At 55.3% G+C, this 452-nt stretch carries 1 protein-coding gene; it reads left to right on the forward strand.

Going from position 1 to position 452, the window contains the following annotated elements; genetic code table 11:
* Nucleotides 1-39: 39 nt before the first annotated feature.
* Nucleotides 40-452 (forward strand): ATP-binding cassette domain-containing protein (locus HMPREF2682_RS00025; protein ID WP_246823473.1); only part of this gene is annotated, 413 nt, incomplete at its 3' end.

Consider the following 452-nt stretch of genomic DNA (forward strand, 5'->3'; position numbering starts at 1 on the left):
GGTTTGGTGAGTCAAGACTACGGCCGTTATGAACTGACTGTGCGTGAAAATCTTCTTCTGGGTTTGCCGCAGGAGGCTGTTGAGCGTCTTGGTGATGCTGATTTGTGGTCGGCTTTGTCGGTGGCTTGTGCTGATGATTTTGTGCGTGGTCTTGAGGGTGGTTTGGATGCTCAGTTGGGTGAGTCGTTTGGTGGTGTTGGTCTTTCGGGTGGTCAGTGGCAGCGTTTGGCGTTGGCGCGTGTGGTTCTTCGGGATGCGCCGGTGTGGGTGTTGGATGAGCCGACTAGTGCTGTGGATGCTGAGACTGAGGAGGAGATTTTTGCTCGGTTGAAGGTGGCTGCTGTTGGGCGTTTGGTGGTGTTGGTGTCTCATCGTGCGTGGACGTTGCGTGGTGTTGATTCTGTGGTGGTGTTGGATGGTGGGTGTGTGGTGGAGCAAGGAACCTACCGGGA

This window comes from Rothia sp. HMSC061D12, assembly GCF_001836735.1.
Taxonomy (GTDB): domain Bacteria; phylum Actinomycetota; class Actinomycetes; order Actinomycetales; family Micrococcaceae; genus Rothia.